This window comes from Micromonospora alfalfae (assembly GCF_022230925.1).
GTDB classification, from domain to species: domain Bacteria; phylum Actinomycetota; class Actinomycetes; order Mycobacteriales; family Micromonosporaceae; genus Micromonospora; species Micromonospora alfalfae.
Window position 1 is genome coordinate 16,703 of sequence record NZ_JAKKFH010000039.1, and the last position, 14,278, is coordinate 30,980.

At 72.3% G+C, this 14,278-nt stretch carries 12 protein-coding genes; 2 read left to right on the plus strand and 10 right to left on the minus strand.

Translation table 11 applies throughout. The annotated features are described in order from the left end of the window. Positions 1-5: 5 nt before the first annotated feature. The 3 genes from MED01_RS28380 to MED01_RS28390 all read right to left on the minus strand — a co-directional run bounded on the left by MED01_RS28380 (position 6) and on the right by MED01_RS28390 (position 4,783). Entirely contained in the window at positions 6-626 is a 621-nt protein-coding gene (locus MED01_RS28380; protein ID WP_238671575.1) for an HAD family hydrolase, read from the minus strand. Then, positions 626-4,240: a chromosome segregation protein SMC gene (smc, locus tag MED01_RS28385; protein WP_238671576.1), complete on the minus strand. Its 3,615-nt coding sequence runs from the start codon at positions 4,238-4,240 to the stop codon at positions 626-628. The genes MED01_RS28380 and smc overlap by 1 nt, the downstream gene beginning before the upstream one ends. A 348-nt stretch (positions 4,241-4,588) precedes the next feature. After that, positions 4,589-4,783, minus strand: a complete 195-nt coding sequence (locus MED01_RS28390; protein WP_007456482.1) for a hypothetical protein — start codon at positions 4,781-4,783, stop codon at positions 4,589-4,591. 372 nt (positions 4,784-5,155) lie between these two features. Between MED01_RS28390 and MED01_RS28395 the strand changes: the two genes are divergently transcribed. Then, positions 5,156-6,313 (plus strand): CAP domain-containing protein, encoded by a 1,158-nt coding sequence (locus MED01_RS28395; protein WP_238671577.1) that lies wholly within the window; start codon positions 5,156-5,158, stop codon positions 6,311-6,313. 116 nt (positions 6,314-6,429) lie between these two features. Then, positions 6,430-7,272, plus strand: coding sequence for an endo alpha-1,4 polygalactosaminidase (locus tag MED01_RS28400; RefSeq protein ID WP_238671578.1), 843 nt, complete (start codon positions 6,430-6,432; stop codon positions 7,270-7,272). Positions 7,273-7,459: 187 nt separating this feature from the next. On the opposite strand, the gene MED01_RS28405 is transcribed toward MED01_RS28400, so the two are convergent. The 7 genes from MED01_RS28405 to MED01_RS28435 all read right to left on the minus strand — a co-directional run bounded on the left by MED01_RS28405 (position 7,460) and on the right by MED01_RS28435 (position 14,117). Beyond that, positions 7,460-9,679 carry an MMPL family transporter gene (locus MED01_RS28405; protein WP_238671579.1) on the minus strand — a complete coding sequence of 740 codons (2,220 nt, stop codon included), beginning with the start codon at positions 9,677-9,679 and terminating at the stop codon, positions 7,460-7,462. Positions 9,680-9,899: 220 nt separating this feature from the next. Continuing rightward, positions 9,900-10,757, minus strand: coding sequence for a bifunctional DNA-formamidopyrimidine glycosylase/DNA-(apurinic or apyrimidinic site) lyase (gene mutM / locus MED01_RS28410; protein ID WP_238671580.1), 858 nt, complete (start codon positions 10,755-10,757; stop codon positions 9,900-9,902). After that, positions 10,750-11,673, minus strand: coding sequence for a ribonuclease III (gene rnc / locus MED01_RS28415; RefSeq protein WP_238671581.1), 924 nt, complete (start codon positions 11,671-11,673; stop codon positions 10,750-10,752). Before rnc ends, mutM begins: the two co-directional genes overlap by 8 nt. Continuing rightward, positions 11,670-12,653: a phosphate acyltransferase gene (locus tag MED01_RS28420; protein ID WP_112582010.1), complete on the minus strand. Its 984-nt coding sequence runs from the start codon at positions 12,651-12,653 to the stop codon at positions 11,670-11,672. Before MED01_RS28420 ends, rnc begins: the two co-directional genes overlap by 4 nt. 114 nt (positions 12,654-12,767) lie before the next feature. Then, positions 12,768-12,941, minus strand: a complete 174-nt coding sequence (gene rpmF / locus MED01_RS28425; RefSeq protein WP_030335284.1) for a 50S ribosomal protein L32 — start codon at positions 12,939-12,941, stop codon at positions 12,768-12,770. A 5-nt stretch (positions 12,942-12,946) separates the two neighbouring features. Further along, on the minus strand, positions 12,947-13,510 hold the full coding sequence (locus MED01_RS28430) for a YceD family protein (protein ID WP_091393061.1): 564 nt from the start codon (positions 13,508-13,510) through the stop codon (positions 12,947-12,949). Between the two features lie 109 nt (positions 13,511-13,619). After that, positions 13,620-14,117, minus strand: coding sequence for an SPFH domain-containing protein (locus MED01_RS28435; RefSeq protein WP_196921503.1), 498 nt, complete (start codon positions 14,115-14,117; stop codon positions 13,620-13,622). Positions 14,118-14,278: the final 161 nt, after the last annotated feature.

Here is a 14,278-nt window from a genome sequence, read left to right on the forward strand (position 1 = left end):
AGCGCTCAGTAGTCCAGGGCCGCTCGCAGGTAACGCAGGTCGGCGTGGCCGCCCCAGCGGTGCGCCGACAACCCTGCGGCCCTGGCACCCCGCACCGCCCAGTCCTCGTCGTCGACGCAGAGGACCCGGGCCGGCGGGGTGGCCAGGGCCACGCAGGCGGCCTTGAAGTATTCCGGGGCGGGCTTGTGCACGCCGATCACCGAGGAGTTGACCACCACGTCCAGCTCGCCGACCAGGCCGAGCGCGGCCAGGTCGGCGTCGAGCAGGTCGGTGGCGTTGGTGCCCAGCCCGACCCGGACGCCCGCCGCACGGACCTCCCGGACGAACGCCAGCACCTCCTGGTCGACCTCGCCCCGGTAGCCCTGCCACTGCTCCACCGCGGCGCGGGCCCGTTCCGGGCTGCCCACCGATTCGGTCAGGGCGTCCGCCACGCTGTTCATCCACTCGGCGTGGTTGACCTGGCCGGTGAGCACCGGCTGGAGCCGCCCCCACTGCATGGCGATCTCACCGAGCACACCCTCGGAGAGGCCGTACTCCCGCTCGACAACGGCTGCCACCGCCGGGTCCCACCGACGCAGTACGCCGTCGAAGTCCAGCAGGAGCGCCGTCGCGCGTTCCCGAGCCACTACCCGTTCTCCTCGCCGCGGCCGTGCCGCTGGTCGTCCTCGTCGGCCCGGTTGAGCCGTTGGCTGATCACCTGAGTGACCCCGCTGCGCATTGTCACGCCGTAGAGCGCGTCGGCGATCTCCATCGTCCGCTTCTGGTGCGTGATGACGATCAGCTGACTCTTCTCGCGCAACTGTGCCAGCAACGTGATCAGCCGGCCCAGGTTGACGTCGTCCAGGGCCGCCTCCACCTCGTCCATGATGTAGAACGGGCTGGGCCGGGCGCGGAAGATCGCCACCAACATGGCCACCGCGGTCAGCGACCGCTCGCCACCGGAGAGCAGCGACAGCCGCTTGATCTTCTTGCCCGGTGGGCGGGCCTCCACCTCGACGCCGGTGGTGAGCAGGTCGTCCGGTTCGGTGAGGATCAGCCGTCCCTCGCCACCGGGGAAGAGCACTGTGAACACCTGCTCGAACTCCCGGGCGGTGTCCTCGAAGGCGCTGGCGAAGACCTCCAGGATCCGCTCGTCAACGTCCTTGACCACTGTGAGCAGGTCCCGACGGGTGGCCTTGAGGTCCTCCAACTGCTCGGAGAGGAACTTGAAACGCTCCTCCAGCGCGGCGAACTCCTCCAGCGCGAGTGGGTTGACCTTGCCGAGCAGGGCGAGCTCGCGTTCCGCCTTCGCGGCCCGCTTCTCCTGCACCGGCCGCTCGTAGCGCACCGGCTCGGGCACCGGCAGACCGTCACGTTCGGCCGCCGCGACGTCCACCTGGGTCGGCGGAACGGGCTGAGTCGGACCGTACTCGGCGACCAGCGTCTCCACGTCCAGCCCGAAGTCCTCGGCGGCCTTCGCCTCCAACTGCTCGATACGCAGTCGCTGCTCCGCCCGGGCCACCTCGTCGCGGTGCACCTGGCTGGTCAGCCGCTCCAACTCCGCGCCGAGCCGCTTGGCGGCACCGCGTACCTCCTGAAGCTCTGCCTCCCGCGCGGCGCGCTCCAGGGCGACCGCGTCGCGGTGCTCCTCTGCCGTTGCGATCGAGGTGGTCAGCCGGGTCAGCGCCTCCCGGGCGCCACCGGCGACGGACCGGGCGATGCCCGCGCCTCGGGCGCGGGCGGCCCGCCGGGCCGCCGCGCGTTCCCGGGCGGCCCGCTCCGCGGTGGCCTGCCGCGCGAGCGAGTCGGCCCGGCCGGCGATCGAGGAGACCCGCTCCTCGGCGGTACGCACCGCCAGCCGGACCTCCATCTCGTTCTGCCGGGCCTGCGGCACCATGGCCGCCAGTTGATCCCGTTCGTCGGTGGAGGGCTCGGCGTCGACAGGGGTCTCCTCGGCCAGCCGGAGCCGCTCCTCCAGCTCGGCGAGCGCGGCGAGGTCCCGTTGCCGGGCGGCCTCGGCGCGGGAGCGGGAGTCGCCGAGCCGGTCGGTCTCGGCCTTCGCGGAGCGGGCCGCCGCGCCCAGCTCGGCCAACCGGCGAGCCGCGGCGTTGCGGTGGCTCTCCGCCTCGCGTTTCTCGGCGGCGGCGTGCTGCACGGCCTCCTTGGCGGCCGCCACCTCGGCGCGCGCCTCCACCAACTGATCACGCAGCTCCAGGCCAGCGCGTTCGGCGGTGACCCGGTTGGCGCGGGCCTCCTCGACGGCGGCCTGCACCTCGATGTAGCTGGGGGCCTTGGCCGACCCGCCCGCCGCCGCGTACGCCCCGACCACGTCACCGTCCGGGGTGACCGCCCGCAGCTCGGGGTTGCTGGCGACCAGCTCGGCGGCGGCGGCGAGATCGTCGACGAGTGCCACGTCCCGCAGGGCCCGGTGCACCGCTGGACGCAGTTCGGCGCTGCACTCCACGAGGTCGGGCGCCCACCGGGCGTCGTCCGGCAGCTTCGGGCGCAGCGCGTCGGCGGAGCCGGTCATGCCGGGCCCCGCGGGGCTGCCGACCAGCAGGCCGGCCCGGCCGGCGTCGGAGATCTTCAACATCCGCATCGCCTCGACGGCCTCGTCCACCCCGCTGACGGCGACGGCGTCGGCGAGGCCGCCGAGCGCAGCGGCCAGCGCGGCCTCGTGACCGGGGGCGACGGTGAGCAGCCCGGCGAGGCTGCCGAGCAGGCCGGGCACGTCTCCGGCGCGGGAGAGCAGCGCCCCGGCGCCGTCCTTGCGCCGCAGCCCCAGGGCGAGCGCCTCCTCGCGGGCCTTCCAGGTGGCGGCGTCCTTCTCCGCTGCCCGCTCGGCGTCGGACAGCGATCGGACTGTGGCCTGGGCCCGTTCCTGCACGGCGACCGCCTCGGCGTGCCGGGCGTCCAGGTCCGCGTTGTCCCGGTCGGCCTCGGTGGACTGGGCGGCGACCGCGTCCAGGTCGGCCTGCGCCTGCTCGGCGCGGCCCAACGCGTCGGCGTGCGCTGTCGCGAGGCGTTCGATCTCCTCGCCGGCGCTGGTGGTCCGGGCCCGGGCGGAGTTGACCTGGCCGGTGAGCCGCGCCATTCCCTCGCGCCGGTCGGCGATGGCCTTGGCCGCGGCGACCAGCTCGCGCTCGGCGGCGGCCAACTGCCGCTCCAACTCCTGGCGGTGCTCAACAGCCTCGGCCAGTCGGATCTGGTCGTCGGTGAGCGCGCCGCGCAGCTCCTCCTCCTGCTCGCGGACGCGTTCCGCCTCGGCCTCCAGCTGCTCCGGGTCGCGGCCGGGCCGCTCGTCGTCGCCGGTGGCGCTGAGGTGCCGCAGCCGCTCCCGGGCCAACTGCTCGATCGAGCGGAAGCGTTCCTGGAGGGCGGAGAGCTTGTACCAGGTGTCCTGGGCGGCGGCGAGCAGCGGAGCGTCCTCCGCGAGGGCGGCCTCCAACTCGCCGAGCCGGCCCTGCACCTCGGTGTGCTCACCCTCGATCTGCTCACGTCGTTCGCGCAGCGCGGTCTCGTCGGCGATCTCCCGGTCGAGGGTGGTCCGCAGGGTGGCCAGGTCGTCGGCGAGCAGCCGCAACCGGGCGTCGCGCAGGTTGGCCTGGATGGCGGCGGCGCGCCGGGCCACCTCAGCCTGCCGGCCCAACGGCTTGAGCTGACGACGCAGCTCGGCCGTGAGGTCGGTCAAGCGATTGAGATTCACCTGCATCGCGTCGAGCTTGCGCAGCGCCTTTTCCTTGCGCTTGCGGTGCTTGAGGACGCCGGCAGCCTCCTCGATGAACGCCCGGCGATCCTCCGGCTTGGCGTGCAGCATGCCGTCGAGGCGGCCCTGCCCGACGATGATGTGCATCTCCCGGCCGATGCCGGAGTCGGAGAGCAGCTCCTGGATGTCGAGCAACCGGCAGGAGTTGCCGTTGATCTCGTACTCGCTCTCGCCGGAGCGGAACATCCGGCGGGTGATGGAGACCTCGGTGTACTCGATCGGCAGCGCGCCGTCGGTGTTGTCGATGGTGAGGGTGACCTCGGCGCGACCCAGCGGCGCCCGGCCGGCGGTGCCGGCGAAGATGACGTCCTCCATCTTGCCGCCACGGAGGGCCTTGGCGCCCTGCTCGCCGAGGACCCAGGCGATGGCGTCGACGACGTTGGACTTGCCCGAGCCGTTCGGGCCCACCACACAGGTGATCCCGGGCTCCAGCTTCAACGTCGTCGCGGAGGCGAAGGACTTGAACCCCTTCACCGTCAGGCTCTTGAGATACACCTACTCGATCCTCGTCCGGTGGCCGCCGTACCGTCGCCGGCTGCGGGGACCTGGGTGAACTCGCAGACTAACCCGGCGGTGGGAGCGGCCCGGCACGCGACCCGCCCCGCGTCGCGTCGACAGTGGGCGCGCTGCTGTTCGGGAGACCGCGAGAAAGGCAAGCGCCTTTCATGATCGGCTTATCCGCCGACGCGCTTTTCGGTAACTGTGCAGCGCGCTTCCCGCACGATCAGCAACAAGATCATGAATGGTCGGCGTCGAAAAGGTCCCGGACAGTGTTGCGCGCCGGCACAGAGGTGTCGGCGCGCATTTTTGCGATGGTGCGATTCAGTTTTTACGACCTGAAGATCAGGTCAGCGCCGGCTCGGCCAGACGGAGCAGATCGTCCGCCTCCGCCGCAGCCGCCGCGAGCCGATCATTGTCGGCACGCAGACGCGTGATCTCGAACTCCAGTGCCTGAACCCTGGCACGCAGTCGGGTGACCTCGTCGAGCAGACGCCGGTCGGGCGCTGCACCTACGTGGCCGTAGAGGGCCTTCGCCATGCTGACTCCTTGATATGCGCTGCCGGAAAGGCCGGCCAACGCGCGCCCATTTGTACGCGGCTGTCATTCCAGGCTGTATCTGGGCATGACCGGGCGCGACTGGCGACACCTATATATTGAGCCGCAAACCCCTCCTTCGTCAAGTTCTCGCAGGCCGTAGATCATCTCCACGTCGACCTGTCCACTTGTCGGGGGGGCTGCCGCAAGGCACGGACACTCTCTGTCCGGACGCCTTTACTGTACGCCCGGATCTGCGGAAGTCCGCACCCTGGTGCCCGACTTCCCCTTAACTCTTTCTTAGCCACGTTGCCGCAGGTCGTAGGCGCGCCGTAGCGTCACCCCGGCCCGCAACCGACCCCTGGAGGCATAGGCGTGTACGGCTGGACCGATCCGATGGACCCCAACGGCGCCCCCCGGCGCGCCGGAGGGCCGACCGACGAGCCGGCCTGGCTGCACGACCGCCCGGAGCCCCGCTCGGCCTACCTCTTCGGCGACGAGCCCGGTCAGCCGGGCGACGAGTGGCACCGGGAGCAGCCCACCGACGGCCGGCAACCGGACCCGGCGATCCCCGCCGAGGCGGCCGACGCCCGCACCGCCGCCTGGGCGGCCTACCAGCCGGAGGGCGAGACCGACGGCTGGGACGACAGCTACCCGGCCCAGGACAGTGGCCGGCGCGCCGAAGCGCCCGGCGGTTGGCACACCGACACCGACCCGGAGACCACCGACGGCTGGCGCGGCGCCGCCGAGACCGGCCGGCCCGGCGAGGGACGACACCGCTCACCACGCCGCTGGCGCCGGCCGCTGATGATCGGGGGCGCCGCCGCGGCCGCCACCCTCGTGGTGAGCTTCGGCGTCGGCGCACTCACCCTGCCCGGCGGTGACGACGGGGCCGCCCAGCCGACGGCCGTCGACGACACCTACGCCACGTCGGCCGCGCCGACCGGAGAACCGGCGCTGGACACCCTCGCCGCACCCTCCCCGTCGACCATCCCCAGCCCGGCGTCCCCCAGCCCATCGCCGACCAAGGTCGTCAAGCCCACGCCGGCGACGTCGCGGACCACCGCCGCGTCGCGCCGCAGCGTCGAGCGCAGCACCGCGCCGAGCAACACCGGCAGCTCCACCGCTTCCAGCGGCTCCAGCGGCTCCGTCAGCGCTCAGGCCCGCGAGGTGGTGGACCTGGTCAACGCCGAGCGGGCCAAGGCCGGCTGCAAGGCGCTGAGCATCGACGACAAGCTGATGACGGCCGCCCAGCGGCACAGCCAGGACCAGGCCGACCACCAGAACATGTCGCACACCGGCAGCGACGGCAGCAACGCCGGCACCCGACTGGACCGGGTCGGCTACACCTGGCGCACGTACGGCGAGAACGTGGCCTGGAACCAGAAGACCCCGGCTGCGGTGATGGACGCCTGGATGAACAGCTCCGGCCACCGGGCCAACATCCTGAACTGCGCGTTCACCGAGATCGGCGTCGGCATCGCCAACAGCAACGGACCGTACTGGACGCAGGTCTTCGCGGCGCCGCGCTGACCGCGCGTCGTTCCCACCCCCGCGCTCGTTGACCCGATGAGGTACGTCGGGCCGCAGCGTGGGGGCCGCGTACCGGTGCGGGCGGCGACCGGCCGTCCGGGACCCGGGAGCTGCCGATGCGGATCCGGCCGCGGCGACGCGTCGCCGTACGCCCACTGCGCCGCGTCCTGTCCGCCAGCGTCGCACTCGTGCTCGTGGTGCCGGCGTACGGTTGCCGGCCAGTGCTGACCCCGCCCGGCGCGCCCACCGCGTGGCCGGCGACGCAGGCCCGGCACTGGCAGTGGCAGTGGCAGCTCAGCGGCCCGCTCGACCCGGCGGTGGACGCCCACGTCTTCCTCCTCGACCCGGTGGCCACCACCGCCGCGCAGACCGCCGAACTGCGCTCCCGGGACCGCCGGTTGATCTGCCAGGTGAACGTGGGATCGGTCCGCTCCGACGACCCGGACGCCAGCCGGTTTCCGGAGGTCGTTCGGGGTGCGGCCGGGCGTCGACCCGACAGCCGGTGGCTGGACGTCCGGAGTTGGGACGCGCTCCGGCCGGTTCTGGCCGACCGGTTCCGGCTCTGCCGGGGCAAGGGCTTCGGCGCGGTCGCGCTCTTCGACGCCGACGGGTACGCGGCGCGCACCGGCTTTGCGCTCGACTTCGACGACCAACTGCTGTTCAACCGCCGGCTGGCCGAGCTGGCCCGCTCGCTGAGTCTCTCCCCGGGGCTGGTCAACGACGTGGCACAGCTCGCCGCGCTGGCCCCGGACTTCGACTTCGCGGTCAACGAGGAGTGTGTCCGGCTGGCCCAGTGCGCCAAACTGCTGCCGTTCAGCGACGCCGGCAAGCCGGTCTTCCACGTCGAGTACACCGGCTCGACCGACGACTTCTGTGTCACCACCGTCGGCTACGGCTTCGCGTCGATCCGCAAGGACCGCACCCTGGACGCCTCCCGCGAACCCTGCCCCCTCCCCTAACCCCGCCCCGCCCCGCCCCGCCCCGCCCCGCCCCGCGATCTTGCACTTTCGGTCGCTGGTTTGCCGGGTCGGCCCGGTTTTGTCGCGACAAGAACTGCAAGATCGGCGGGGCTGGGCTGGGTGAGGCAGAGCGGAGCTGGGCTGGGTGAGGCAGAGCGGGGCTGGGCAGGGTGAGGGCTGGGCGGGGTTACGGGACTGGGACCAGCTCCGGGGCGGGGGCGGGCGGGTCGGTGGGCATGGGGGCCGGGCGGGGGCGCAGGAAGCGCGGGGCCCACCAGTTGGCGTCGCCGAGCATCGTCATCAACGCCGGCAGCACCACTCCCCGGATGATCGTGGCGTCCAGGAGGATCGCCGCCGCCAGACCGATGCCGAGCTGCTTCATGTCGATCGTGCTCAGCGTGGCGAAGATCGAGAAGACCCCGACCATCACGATCGCCGCGCTGGTCACCACCCCGGCCGACGAGGTGATCCCGTACGACACGGCGTCGCGGTTGGGCAGGCCGGACCGGACGCCCTCGCGGATCCGACTGACCACGAAGACGTGGTAGTCCATCGAGAGGCCGAAGAGCACCACGAACAGGAACAGCGGCAACCAGGACACGATCGCGCCCATCGACGTGAAGCCGAGCAGTCCCTGCGCCCACTCGCCCTGGAAGATCAGCACCAGCAGGCCGTACGCGGCGCCGGCGGAGAGCAGGTTCAGCGCGATCGAGCTTGCCGCGATCACCACCGACCGGAAGGTGAACGTCATGACCAGGAAGGTCAGCACCAGCACGAAGCCCATGACCAGCGGCAGCTTGTCCCGGACGTGCTGGGCGTAGTCCTCACTGTCGGCGACGCTCCCGCCCACCGCGTACTCGATGCCGGGGATGCCCCGCAGCTCGACGGGGACCAGGTCCCCGCGCAGCTTCTCCAACGACTGCACCGACCGGTCGTCCCGACTGGCGTACGGGGTGGGGACGTCCAGCACCGAGACCCGCCGGTCGGCCGACACCTCGATCTTCGGGCCGTCCGCCTCGGCCGGGGCGAACAGCGGGTCGCCGGCCGCCCGGGTGGACAGGTCGGTGAGGGCGGCGCGTACCTGGTCGGCCTGGTCGGCGGGTGCCCGGACGGCCACCACGTGATTGGTGCCGGCGCTCGGGAAGGCGGCGGTGAGCCTGTCGTACGCCTGCATCGCCGGAGTCGTGCGAGGCAGGTCCTCCATGCCGGGGAACTTCAGCTTCATGCCGAGCGCCGGCGCGGCCAGGGCGAGCAGCAGCCCGACCGAGATGACGAGCGTCGCCACCGGTGCGCGCAGCGCGGGCCGGAGCACCGCCGGCCACAGCCGGGGCGCGCGGGGCTCGCCGTGCCGGCCGGTACGCGGCGCGGTGAGCCGCCAGAGCAGCGGCACCCGGGGCCGGTCGACCCAACGGCCGAGCCGGGCCAGCAGGGCGGGCAGGACGGTCAGTGAACCGGTCACCGCGACGGCGACCACGAGGATCGAGCCGATGGCGAGGGACGAGAAGACCACGTCGCCGGCGAGCAGCAGCCCGGCCATCGAGATGATCACCGCGAAGCCGGAGACCACCACCGCGTGCCCGGAGGTCTCCGCGGCGATCTCCACCGCGTCCAGACCGGACCGGCCCTTGGCGCGTTCCTCCCGCTCCCGACGGATGTAGAACAGCGAGTAGTCCACGCCGACCGCCATGCCGATCAGCAGGATCACCGGTGCCGTGGTGTCGGTGGCCGGCACCAGGTGCGAGGCGAGAGTGGACAGACCCATCGCGGCGGCCACCGAGGAGAGTGCCAGCAGCACCGGCACGCTTGCCGCGATCAGCGCGCCGAACGCGATGATCAGGATCGCCAGGGTGACCGGCAGGCTGAGCAGCTCGGCCCGCTTGAAGTCCTTGCCCAGGGTGTCGTCGAGGGCCTGGCCGATCGACGGCCCGCCGACCTGCTCGACCCGCAGCCCGGGATACGCGTCCTGCACGCTGGCGGTGGCGTCGCGCAACGGCTGCACCCGATCCGAGGCCGTCTCCGGGTCACCCGACATGGTGATCGGCAGCAGCAACGCCGAGCCGTCCCGCGCGGTGACCGGCTGGCCCACCTCGGCCACCCCGGCGACCGTACGCAGCCGGGCCGCCGCGTCGTCGGCCGCCGACTTCGCCGCCGCCTGGTCCAACGCGCCGCCACGGGAGGTGATCAGGACGTTGTCCACGGCCGGGTCGTCGAAGTCACCGGCGTCCACGATGAGGCTGGCCCGCCCCGCCTCGCCGATCGCCTGGTCGCCGCTGGTGGCCTCGTTGAGTCCGGCGGCGTTGCCGCCCACGAAGCACACCGCCACGAACACGGCCCACAGTGCGATCGCCCGCCACGGATGCTCGGCACTCCACCGCGCCAGCCGCACCGTCACCGGTCTTCTCCCCATCTCGGGTCCCCCTGTCACGTCAGCCCCCTGTCAACTGTGCTGACGTTAGGTGCGTGACGAGGCGGTCACATCGGGGATCGACCCGGGCCCACCCTGGAACCACCGGACCGGGCACGGGGGTGCGTTCGCCGGGGGTCGGACCCCGATCCGGACGTACACCGGGGTCCACCCCGCAGCGACAGGCCGCGACCCGCCGGGATCGCCCCGAGCCGACTCCGGGTCATCCCCGAAGGGAACCCCGGGGCCGTGGCTGACAGTGCGGGCAGCTGTACGAGGAGCGGTTCATGAACGCCTCGCGGCGGATCGGCGCGCCACACCGCCGGCACGGCTCACCCTCGCGGCCGTAGGCGTTGAGCGCCCGGTCGAAGTAGCCACTCTCGCCGTTGACGTTCACGTAGAGGGCGTCGAAGCTGGTGCCGCCCTCGCTGATCGCCTCGGCCAGCACGTCACGGACGTGGCCGAGCAGGCGCTGCGCGGCCGGGCCGGTCAACGCGTCGGTGGGTCGGCCGCCATGCAGCTTGGCGCGCCAGAGCGCCTCGTCGGCGTAGATGTTGCCCACTCCGGAGATCAGGGTCTGGTCGAGCAGCGCCCGCTTCACCTCGGTGTGCCGGCGGCGCAGCGCCGCGACGAACGCCTCGTCGGAGAACTCCGGGTCCATCGGATCGCGGGCGATGTGCGCGATCTCGTCGGGCAACTCGGCGCCGCCCTCGCTCACCGAGAGCCCGCCGAACGTGCGCTGGTCGACGAAGCGCAGCTCCGGGCCCTCGTCGCTGAACCGGAACCGGACCCGAAGGTGGGTCTCGTCAGTCGTTCCGGGTGGCTGGAGCAGCAGCTGACCCGACATGCCGAGGTGCCCGACGATCGCGTCACCGCTGTCCAGTGGCAGCCACAGGTACTTGCCGCGACGGCGGGCGTCCAGCACCGTCCGACCGGCGAGCACGTCGGCGAAGTGCACGTCGCCGGGAGCGTGCCGGCGGACCGCACGCGGATGACGAACCTCGACCGAGGCGATCCGACGGCCGACGACCCACTGGGCCACCCCCTGCCGGACCGTCTCCACCTCGGGCAGCTCAGGCACGCGGCCCGCCCGTCTCGTGACCGTCGGCGCCCCCGGCCGGCAGCGCCTGCGCCAGGTGGTCGGACTGCTCGGCCTCAGCCGCCCGCTCGGCGCGCTCCAGCGGCCCGACCGGCTCGTCCCGGTCGACTGCGTCGTCCCGACCAATGGTCTGGTCCTGACGATCGTCGCCGGCCCGGCCATCCTGGCCGTCGTCGCCGTTCTGACCGTTCTGCTCGGCGAGCGTCCGCCAGGCGGCCTCGGCGGCCCGCTGCTCGGCTTCCTTCTTGCTGCGCCCCTCGGCGCCGCCGTACCGGATGCCAGCAACCACCACCCAGGCGGTGAACGTCTTGAGGTGATCCGGGCCGGTGCCCTCGATCCGGTACTCCGGGACGCCGAGACCGAGCGCCGCCGTCAGCTCCTGGAGGCTGGTCTTCCAGTCCAGTGCGGCCCCGCGACCGGCCGACTCGGCCATCAGCGGGTCGAAGAGCCGGTGGATGACGATCCCCGTGGTGTCCAGGCCGTACTGGAGGTAGATCGCGCCGAGCAGCGCCTCCAGCGTGTCGGCGAGGATGCTCGCCTTGTCCCGGCCGCCGGTCGTCTCCTCACCCTTGCCGAGCAGCAGGTACGCGCCGAGCCCGTCCGGGCCCAGGCCGCGGGCCACGTCGGCGAGCGCCCGCATGTTGACCACGCTGGCCCGCAGCTTGGCCAACTGCCCCTCAGGCAGATCCGGGTGGTTGTGGAACAGCGCGGTGGTGATCACCACGCCGAGCACCGAGTCGCCGAGGAACTCCAGTCGCTCGTTGGTCGGCAGCCCGCCGTTCTCGTACGCGTACGACCGGTGGGTCAACGCGCGCTGGAGCAGCTCGGGTTCCAGGCTCACTCCGAAGGCGGTTTCCAGGTGACCGACGGACGCCCGCCGCCGCTTGTCGTTGCTCATGTGCGTACCTCGGTGTCGGTGGAGCGGTCGGTGCGATCCGTCGCGGCGTCGCGGTCGAGCAACGCGGAGACGAGATCGGTGGCGCGCCGCCGCCACAGATGGGCGGCGAGAGCTATGCCGGAGGCGACGTCGTCGGCGCGGGCGGACCCGTGACAGACGACCACCGTCCCCGCGACGCCCAGCAGGGCCGCCGCGCGGGGCGCGCCGCCCTGGGCAGGTGGGCCGCCGGCCATCGCGTACGCGCCCTCAATGGCCTTGAGCAGCACGTTACCGGTGAAGCCGTCGGTGACGACCACATCGGCGCGCGCGCCGAGGGCCACGTCGTACCCCTCGACCAGGCCGACGTAGCGCGCCCCGCCGGGCAGCGGTTCGACGGCGAGCAGGGGGTCGGTGGCGCGGCGGACCCGGTCGCCCTTGCCGGCCTCGGTGCCGACCGAGAGCAGCCCGACCCGGGGCGCGGCGATCGAGTGGGCCACCGCCGCGTACGCGGCACCGAGCACTGCGTGGCGGGCGAGGGTGGCCGGGCGGGGTTCCAGGGAGCCGCCGACGTCGAGCAACACGACAGGCCCCGCCACGGCGGGCAGGGTGGCTGCCAGCGCGGGTTGACGGATCTCCGGCGAACGGCCGAGGCCGAGTACGGCAGCGGTGACTGTGGCACCGGTGGCGCCGGCGGAGACCAGGGCGTCGGCGGTCCCGTCCCGGACGGCGGTGACCGCGGCGCGGACGGTGCTCTCGGAGCGGGCGGCGCTGGGATGGTCGGCCATGCCGACGACATCGCGAACGGGCCGCACCGTGATCCGGGCGCGTTGCGCCGGATCGAGGGCAGCAATCAACTCGTCGGCGACCTCGGTCGGACCGACGAGAAGCAGATGCAGGTCAGGGTCGGCGCGCATGGCCCGCAGAGCGCCGTCAACCACGACGGCGGGAGCGTCGTCCCCGCCGAGGAGGTCAACGGCGATCCGCGCGGCGCCCGGCTCCACCGGAACGCCGGCCGGACTGGGCCGGCCGGCGTCGGAGGGAGCCGGAGCGCCGGGCGAATGCCAGGATGCGCGCGCCGCCCGACCTGGGGTCGGGGGCGTCACTCGGCGTCCAGGTCAGACCTCGAGAACCTGGCGGCCGTTGTAGGTGCCGCAGACGGAGCAGGCGGCGTGCGGCAGCTTCGGGGACTTGCACTGCGGGCACGCAACGGTCGCGACCACCGTCGCCTTCCAGTTCGCCCGGCGGGACCGGGTGTTGCTGCGCGACATCTTGCGCTTCGGGACGGCCACGGTTCTTACTCCTCTGTAACGGTCAGTTGCGACAGGCCCGCCCAACGCGGGTCGATCTGCTGGTGACTGTGGTCGGCCGGCAGATCGTCCCAGTGCGCCCCGCATTCGGGGCACAGTCCTGGGCAGTCCTCCCGGCAGAGCGGGTTGGTCGGCAGCGTGAGCACCAACGCGTCCCGCAGCGCCGGCTCCAGGTCGATCAGATCGCCCTGCATCCGGCCCACCTCGTCCTCGTCGGTCGTGGCGTCCGTGGTGCTGTCCTCGTACGCGTACAGCTCCTGGATCGTCACGCCCATCGAGTCGTTAATCTCGCGCAGGCAACGGCCGCACTCGCCCCGGACGGGACCGGTGATGGTCCCGGAGACGAGCACGCCCTCGGACACCGACTGCAACCTCAGATCGAGGTCGAGGTCAGCACCCTCCGGCACGCCGATCAACTCCACACCGAGGTCCGCCGGTGCCGGCACGACCCGCCGGACCTCACGCAACGCGCCAGGGCGACGCGGGAGGTCCCTCGTGTCGAGGACCAACGGCGACCTGGGGTTGAGTGTCGATGGCGAGTGCTTGGGCATAGTTAGACTCCGGCCGGTGAGAGGCCGACAAAAAAGGTTACCTGGACGACCGCCGGACCGTCGAACCGGGGGCGACGCCCGCCTGAGAAGTCGGCTGGTGAGGTGCCGCTCAGAAGGGTAGCGGGCGTTCCGCCTCATCCCCAGCGAAGGTGCCGATCTCCCGCAGCGCGTGCATCTTGTCCCGGCCGCGCTCTATCGAGGCCAGCGCCCTGGTGAGGAACTGCTCGAAGTTCGCCAACGCGGTGTCGACGTAGTCGTCGACCTCCTCACGCAGGCGCTGCGCCTCGGCGCGGGCCTCCCCGATGATCCGGGCGCCCTCGTGCTCGGCCGACACGGTGATCTCGTTCACCGAGACCAGGCGGGCGTGTTCTGCCTCACCCTCACTGATGATCCGGTCCGCCTCGCGCTTGCCGGCGTCCATGATCTTGTCGCGCTCCTCCAGGAGGGCGGCGGCGCGACGCAGGTCGGCGGGGAGATCGGCACGCATCTCATCGAGGGCAGCGATCATCTCACCCCGGTCGACCATGCAGTTGTTGCGCGACATCGGGACGGAGCGGGCCTGCTCCAGGATGGCGATCAGTTCGTCGATGCGATCGAGCGGGTCCACCGGCTACCTCACTCCTGTCGTTCGTCGGCCGACCTCCATGATGCGGGCTACGGCCGTTCCCCGCGCCACCAATCATGTCGTGCCTGCCCCACCGCCGCCCCACTCACCCCAACCCGGCGAGTCGCGACATAGTCACCCGCGCTCCCCCGCCCCCCCCCCCC